This window comes from Cellvibrio sp. ARAG 10.3, assembly GCF_051846955.1.
Lineage (GTDB): Bacteria > Pseudomonadota > Gammaproteobacteria > Pseudomonadales > Cellvibrionaceae > Cellvibrio.
Genome location: NZ_JBPYCU010000035.1, coordinates 1 through 6,667 on the forward strand (window position 1 = coordinate 1; position 6,667 = coordinate 6,667).

Sequence of the window (6,667 nt, forward strand, 5' to 3'; positions counted from 1 at the left end):
AAAAACACCCGGCCAACAATATTGTGATCGGCGGCCAGGGTGCCCATGCCGGCAAACTGGTGTTTGTCGTCATTGATCCGCGTCCAGCTGTTGCCTCCATCCTCGGAACGGTGCAGGCCCCACACACCATCAATCACACCAACGACATACACCCACGCAGAATAAGCCGCGCCGGCCGGTGCTTTACCCAGCGCGATTGAGGTTGCGCCAAAGACCTCAGGCGTTTGTGAATTGGAACCCCAGAGGGATGCGGCGGCGTTCAGTTTGGTCCAGGTAATACCCGAGTCGAATGAACGGTAAATACTGTGGCCATCAACCAACCAAATATGGCCTTCGGCGTTCGGGTTCACCGCCATAGAGGCGGTACCAAAAAACTCGGGGCGCGCACTGAGGCTGCTGAACTGACTGCTGACAGTGAAAGTTTGGCCACCGTCTGTTGAGTAGAAGAATTTGGGTGCAGGCCCCCACCAACCGCCGCCCGAATCGTAGGCATATACCTTGTTGGCGTTTTTGCGATCGGCGGCCAAACGATAGCTGCGCCCCCAGCCCTCCGGCAGAACGGGCAGGTCGGTATAGTGCCAACTACCACCGTTATTGGTGGTATAGGCAGGAACTGAATTGCTGGGCGCCCAGATCGCATGATTGGCTTTCATCACCGCCAAGCTGGAAAAATCCTCTTGATTAGTCAGCCCTTGCGGATGAAGCGAGGCAAAGGTATTCCAGGTAACGCCTGAGTCGGTTGAATAGAAGGCACCTGGATTTGCGCCACCCCAATGCTTACTGCCTATAGTTACGATGTAGGAAGGGGTCTCCCATGCCATGTCGGTACTCAGGCCATTCTTGAAGCTCGTCCCTGTATTGCGGGTCGGCTTAACCGCCAGATCGGTATGAACCAGCGTGCCTACGTCTCCCGAGCTATTTAATAAGCTATAGGAAGCCCCAGGAGGCGGTGTCATAAGTGCCAGAGTGGCAACCTCTTCGATGCCGTCAACTCTTTCACTCCAGGTTGGCTTGGTCGCAGAGGCGTTTTTGGTTTCCCATACACCGCCACTATGCACTATGAAAATATGCTCAGGATTGCCCGGGTTAATCTCAATGTCATCCAGCCAACCGGTGAAAGCCTCGTTAGAGGGTATGCGTGGCGTAGACGAGCCTATTTCGCGCCAGGTGACTCCTGCGTTGTCAGAAATTTGTACGGTCGGTTTACCTTCCCAGTCGCCCCAAGAGTTGGTGATGCCCAGGACAATACGGGTGGATGAACCCGTGCCGTAAACTGAAACACCGCCTATGCCGTAGTTGGTCCATTCGGTTTTTTCATAACTCTTGAGCAAGGTCCAGTTGATGCCATCAAATTTGTAAAGAGCCGCCGGACCATCTGCACCTGGGCCGGTAGTTTTGGTGAATGCGACATACATCATCCCATCTTCAGCTCGCACCCAGTGAGGAACGTGATACCCCTGCACCGGTGTATTCACACCCGTCCAGCTGGCGCCGCCATTAGTTGACTTGAACACACTGTGGCTCAGGCCGGCCAGGGCGGCATAGTCAGGCGCAACAGCGGTATAGATGGTTTGCGTTGCACTGCCGCTTCCTGTGGTGGCCGTGTCAAAAATGACTTGCTGCACACCGATTGGGGTGCCGCCCTCATTGTCGCTAATCTGTGACTGGCTCATTCTCAGCGTTGATAAGGATTGCACTTGCTGCCAGCTCTGACCATGATCACCACTCCTCCACAAACCGGCGGTACGCGAACCATAGAACAGGATGGATGGATTGTTAGGATCCACCATCAGGCGTTCACCAATCGCACGACCTCTATTGTTGGAACCCACCGGGAATGGCAGATCGACAAACTGCCAGTTATCGCCACGATCAGTGGATATGTACAAGCGCCCAAGGTTGGACAGGCTGTTCGCGGTAACGCCCGTGGTCATGTAAACGCGTCTGTCGTCGGTTGGATCCAGGGCAATACTTTCAGCACCTTGGTGGGAGGCTTCCTTCACATCGAAACCGTCGGTCAAAGGCACCCAGGTAGTTGCCGATGCATCCCAGCGATAAGCTCCGCCAATATCGGTGCGTGCATAAAGGAGATCCGGCGTAGTGGGATGAAATACCAAACCGGGAACATAGCCACCGCCACCGTATTTCACGTTGGTCCACTTGGCCGCTGTGGTAATTTTAAAACTGTAACTGGCCTTTTGGTCGCAGGTATCGGTGAAAACAGCAGATGCTGTGCAACTCGTGGATGGGGTAAAAAACTGTTCCCGTGAATTGCCACTTGTGCCGCATCCACTCCAGGTCCATGTGCCTTCGACCCATTTACCATCAGCAATGGGCTGAGGCCCTAATATCAGCGAATCACCAGAAGCAACAGTGGCGGTTCCCGTTTGGCTCCAGGTCCCCCCCAGTTGCACATAGGGGATGACGCTGGGGGTTGGGCAAGTCACAACGACCGAACGTGTTGCAGTGGCTGCAGCAGAGTTGTGCCATGCACCACTGGCTGAAAATTTAATCCAGTACCAATACTGGGTTCCAGCAACAGCCGAGGTATCTACATAACCTAAAGCCGCTTTATGTAGTGTTGCTATTCTTGCTCTTCCAGTTGGGTTGCTGTCTGTGTCTCTGTACACCTCGATTCTGCTGACCGTACCTGTAACAGTCCAGGTGAGATCAATACTATTGGTCGACCCGCTCGCAGAAAGACAAACTGTAGCGCCACCGCCACTGCCGCAATGACTTTGAGCAAAGGACGATGATATGCATGCATAAAAGGCGAAGAAGAATGAAAGTCTGATAATGAACCGCATGTGGCCCCCGAAAAGGTTTGGTGGGATTGGTAACCATGAGGTGGAGAGATGCAGGTTATCGTTATTTTCTGCAAAAGCTCTTGTTTACGCGTACCCTAAGGTCCAGCGCCCATGGCGACACGCCTGACGTTTTATTAGAAGTGAATACAGGCCGTTTAACGTTAGCGCATTGAGCACCTGAACCATTAACAATAATTGGAAAATGAGTGACAGAATTCTTTAAGAGCAATAAAAATTAAAATTTGTATTAGTTCAGCGGAGGAGTCTGGAAGCTCTTGTGCAAGAAGATGTTAAAACACATTTCCGCGAAGTCAAAACGCTATGCCCGCAGCAACAAAAGCTTTATTCAAATAGGAGACATCTTCAGATACATGGTGCAACTTATCTTCGGGGACACCTGAATGCCCGGCTATTGCAGATACTCTGTTTTGGTGGTGGTAGGAAATATTACTCACATCGCGGGAGATAGGGTCTTCATAAGCTTCTTGAGGCGAAATAATTTTCCACCCTTTGCTGCGCAAATGAGAAACCAGGTCACCAACAAACAAGGCCGCAGCATCGTTCTCGTGCAGCAACAGTACGTGCTTGGGTGACCGCCCGAGCGTTTCTTTTGCAATGCCATCATAAAATTCGATAGCGTCATACAGGGTTGCTACATAAAATTTCCTGGCATTATCATAATTAATCCTTTTATTATCCTTGGTTGCACCGGAAAGCAGGGTGCTGATGTGCCAATCATAGTTAGAGATTGTTATGTATCCGTCTTTATATCCCATGTCTGACAGGGATTGCTGGATCGACAAAATTGATGATTTATCCTTTCCGCAATCCAAATAGGGGAAACGGTGGTACGGCAAAACGTTTTTCTGGCTTTTTAGTAGCAGGTGAGCATGCTTTACATCGGCCATATAATTACTATGGCCGAGGGCGCTAGCCGCTTGATGGCTGTAGCTGTGATTGGCAATGTGAAAACCAGCCGCTGCGTACTGATCAAGGCGTTTCTGCGTATCTTTGTTTATGCCATCGGCTTTAACAAAGAATAAAGCATCCGGCACCTTGGCACGCTGCAAGGCAGCAATTAATCGGGTTGTTCTCTCATCGCCAGTCATCAAGGCCGAGTCAGGAGTTGGTGCATCGTCGAATGTCAGCGCGATCTCCCGAGCATGGCAAAGTGGGTTTGCCAGAAGTAGAACACATAATCCTGCTCGATAAAGTCGTTTTGTTAGTATTGAAAAATTTGATTCATTCGCAGGATTTATATTTAGCATTTCTTCTTCCTGATCTAAATAAAAAAACGATTAGCAATAATGTTATCAATGGAGAGCTATGAATTGATCCGCCACCACCGCCCGAACTTGAGCTGTTGTTCGTTTCGGATGATGCCGAACTCGAGTTTGGATTTGAACTTGAGCTTGGGTTTGAAGTTGAGCTTGAACTTGAAGTTGAGCTTGAAATTGAGCTCGAACTTGAAATTGAGCTCGAACTCGATGAGGATATGTCGATCTTTTCTCGCATTAGTGTTGCGTAGCGGAAGCCAAGCTCCCGATAGGATTCCGATGTAAAGTGAGCCGCATCAAGTCCAGGTAAGCCCATTGCAGAAACAACATAGGCATTGTTGATTAAACCCGGCAATAAATTGATTTCGGTGTTATGCCAATGGCAACAGGACTGATAATCAGCATAAAGTAACTCACCCGCTAGAAAGGGGACGTCTCCTATGCCGAGGTCTTGACGTAAATCAGTCACGATTTCATGAACCTGGTGTTTCCATAACGGATCTGAGGTATCACTTTCGCCCTGATGAAATATAATGCCTTTGATGACTCCAGCCTCTTGCGCTTTTTTAGCCATATCCAACAGCCAGGCGTAACCGCCATTAAATTGTGGCGGGATATCTTGTCCATTGCGCCCGATAGGTGCTGATTTTTGATAAAGCTCAATCGCTGTTCCGGAGATGGCGCCTGGCACAAGCCCTATGGTGACTGTGCTTGGCATGTTGTCGGCCATGGTCTTGCCAAAATAATCACCCGGCCCCAAGCCGCTCCAGCATCGATTTAACGGTGGAGACGCAACATACCAGTTGCCATAGGTTCTATCCAGATTAGTACAGTCCAGATTTGCCATCACCATGACACGCTCATTAATGACTCTGTCCTGAGCCTCGATGGGGGCAGCACCTTCCATGTTGGACTGCCCGAACATCAGGTAGATGTGGAAATTCGGATCTGGCGCGGCGGCCACTGACTTGCTTAATAAAATAAAAATTATCATCAGTAATCGAGACATATTGACTCCGCTAAAAGGGCAGGGTGTAAATTCACTTCAATAGTTTTTGCAGGTGCGGTTCAAGCGCCTCTGCCCAAAGGCTGTAGCCTTTTTCATTGGGGTGCAGCAAGTCAGGCATAATTTCTTTTGGCAAGACACCTTCTTGCGTTAAAAATACCGCATTGATATCTGCAAAAAATACGCGCTTGTTGTCTGCATAGTGTTTAATTATTTCATTTACGCCATTATTGATCTGGCGCAAACCACCATCAGGTTGCTCGTCGCGCGGGAAAATAGCCAACAACAGCACTTTTGATTCGGGTAAGCGCTGGTGCAGTTCGGTCAGTAATTTTTTAATGCCTGCGGCGGTATAGGCGGGTTGTTCGTGACGGTGGCCGGTATTGTTGGTGCCAATCATCATCACCACCAGTTGTGGTGACATATTCTCCACCGCACCATGCTGCAAGCGCCATAATACGTTTTCGGTTCGATCACCACCGAATCCAATGGCGAACGCGTTGCGATCAGCGTAATGTTTTTCCCAGACTGGCGCGCCTTCGTTTTCCCAGCCTTGGGTAATTGAATCGCCAATAAACAATAGATCGATTTTTCCGCCTTTATCGGCAATTGCTTTTGCTTCTCGCCGTTTTTGTTCGTGACGTGGTAACCACCAATCGATGGACCACCATTCATTTAACATATCCGGTGTGATCGAAGCCGTTTTGTAATCGGGGCATTCAAGCAAATCCGCTTTTGGGGGAGCCTTTGCGAGTAGTTCAATATTCGCGATAGACACGCCACCCTCGCCACCGACGTCCAGGGCGAAAGGGGTGGTGGTTGCGCTGAAGTCGTCCTGGTCTTGCAGGAAGCACGTTAATGGTACGTAGACTTTATTCCAACCTTTGTCGCGTAGCGCTCGCGCTGCCATGGTAAACGGTACTACGCGATTACAATTGTCGGATGTGCATTTCATTTTAAAAGAAATGCCGCCTTTATCGAGCGTATCAATTTTTACATCCAGCGCCATCACGCCTGTTTGCATGATCGCCGCCAGGTTTAACGGCGCACCTGTTTCCAGTGTCATGCTGGAATACCAGGTATCCTTCCAGTTAAACGTCAGCGCATCAGACGTCTTTTTTTTACTGCTAGTCTGTAGCTGAACATCACCTGTGGGTGTAACCGTGGATACACCATCGAATTTCTGTTGCTGCCCTGCGCTTTCTACATAAATGTGTGAGTCTTTAAGGGGCTTGGTTTTATAAAGTGAAATGGAGTCTGCTGCGTTTGCCGCTATCGATACTGCAAGGCTGCTGAGCAAAAAAATACCACTGAGCTGTGTACTATATTTCATTCGTTGTTCGCTTTTTTTCTGATGAAGAGGCTGCATAAATAACGGTGATGCTTTTTGGTTGATACATTTAGCGGGATATTGAAATGACCAGCCATAAAAAGCCTCACCTGTGCTCACCCTCTCAGGATGAACACAGGCGAGCACATGCGTATTAATGCGTGAAGAAGATGCCGCGGCCGTTACCGCTAAAAAACACCCGGCCAACAATATTGTGATCGGCGGCCAGGGTGCCCATGCCGGCAAA

4 protein-coding genes are annotated in these 6,667 nt (G+C 49.5%); all 4 read right to left on the reverse strand.

What is annotated here, in order from left to right; translation table 11 throughout:
• A partial coding sequence (locus ACSV5M_RS21285) for a hypothetical protein (RefSeq protein WP_439178859.1) occupies positions 1–2,630 on the reverse strand: 2,630 nt, incomplete at its 3' end.
• Between the two features lie 488 nt (positions 2,631–3,118).
• Complete coding sequence (locus tag ACSV5M_RS21290; RefSeq protein WP_439178861.1) at positions 3,119–4,075, reverse strand: polysaccharide deacetylase family protein; 957 nt, start codon at positions 4,073–4,075, stop codon at positions 3,119–3,121.
• Positions 4,050–5,093 carry a sialate O-acetylesterase gene (locus ACSV5M_RS21295; protein ID WP_439178862.1) on the reverse strand — a complete coding sequence of 348 codons (1,044 nt, stop codon included), beginning with the start codon at positions 5,091–5,093 and terminating at the stop codon, positions 4,050–4,052. Before ACSV5M_RS21295 ends, ACSV5M_RS21290 begins: the two co-directional genes overlap by 26 nt.
• Positions 5,094–5,124: 31 nt before the next feature.
• Positions 5,125–6,423: a GDSL-type esterase/lipase family protein gene (locus tag ACSV5M_RS21300; protein ID WP_439178864.1), complete on the reverse strand. Its 1,299-nt coding sequence runs from the start codon at positions 6,421–6,423 to the stop codon at positions 5,125–5,127.
• Positions 6,424–6,667: the final 244 nt, after the last annotated feature.

What these genes read in the sequence shown, in the direction of transcription:
- ACSV5M_RS21290 (WP_439178861.1), bottom strand. Translation starts at nt 4,075, where the DNA reads ATGCTAAATATAAATCCTGCGAATGAATCAAATTTTTCAATACTAACA.
- ACSV5M_RS21295 (WP_439178862.1), bottom strand. Translation starts at nt 5,093, where the DNA reads ATGTCTCGATTACTGATGATAATTTTTATTTTATTAAGCAAGTCAGTG.
- ACSV5M_RS21300 (WP_439178864.1), bottom strand. Translation starts at nt 6,423, where the DNA reads ATGAAATATAGTACACAGCTCAGTGGTATTTTTTTGCTCAGCAGCCTT.